Genomic DNA, 672 nt, shown 5'->3' with positions numbered 1-672 from the left:
CCAATCCTCACGCACACTAAAACTACCAGTCTCCGGCATCGTATAAGTCAACCCATTGGACACCCCACCAGCAGCAGAACCATTCACACCCTTACCCAACCAGGTCTCACCAAACCTCGCAGCATCCCCAGCCACATCAGCACGATTACCCCACAAGGTAGCCTTAGCATCAAACTTTGCATACTTGGCCTCATTCACCCCCGCACGCCAATTGTGGTACGTCTTAGAACCAGGAATACGCAAGAACCCCAAATCATCAGCCTTATCAGCATGAGAGGTGAACTTACTAAAGAAACCACTAGCCCTGCTCCTAGCAACATCCGCAACCTTGGAGAACTTCGGGGCAAGAGCCTTACCTGCCCAGCCCATCACCTTATAGGCCGCGCCACCGGATACAGCACCAAACAGAGCGTCCTTACCAACAGCAGCCCAGTTAATGGACCCATCAGCGTTCTTATTGGTCATCGCTGAAATGCCGCCTGATATCAGGGCGCCGCCAACAATAGCAGCACCCAAGGGCCCCAGCAGAGCGGTAGCAGCAATGCCACCGGCAACCATGGCGATTCCCACCCAGTTGTCTTTCACCCAGTCAACGGCTGATGAGGCCATTGACTTCACACCAGAGACAATCCGCTCACCAGCACGGCCCCGAACATCAGCCCGATACTCCCT

General features: G+C 54.6%; 1 protein-coding gene. It reads right to left on the bottom strand.

What is annotated here, in order from left to right; all coding sequences use genetic code 11:
• The coding region (locus ABD982_RS11240; protein WP_345447661.1) for a hypothetical protein at window positions 1-672 on the bottom strand (672 nt) is incomplete at both ends.

This window comes from Rothia endophytica (assembly GCF_039543885.1).
GTDB lineage: Bacteria > Actinomycetota > Actinomycetes > Actinomycetales > Micrococcaceae > Rothia > Rothia endophytica.
This window is presented reverse-complemented; position numbering and strand designations above follow the sequence as displayed.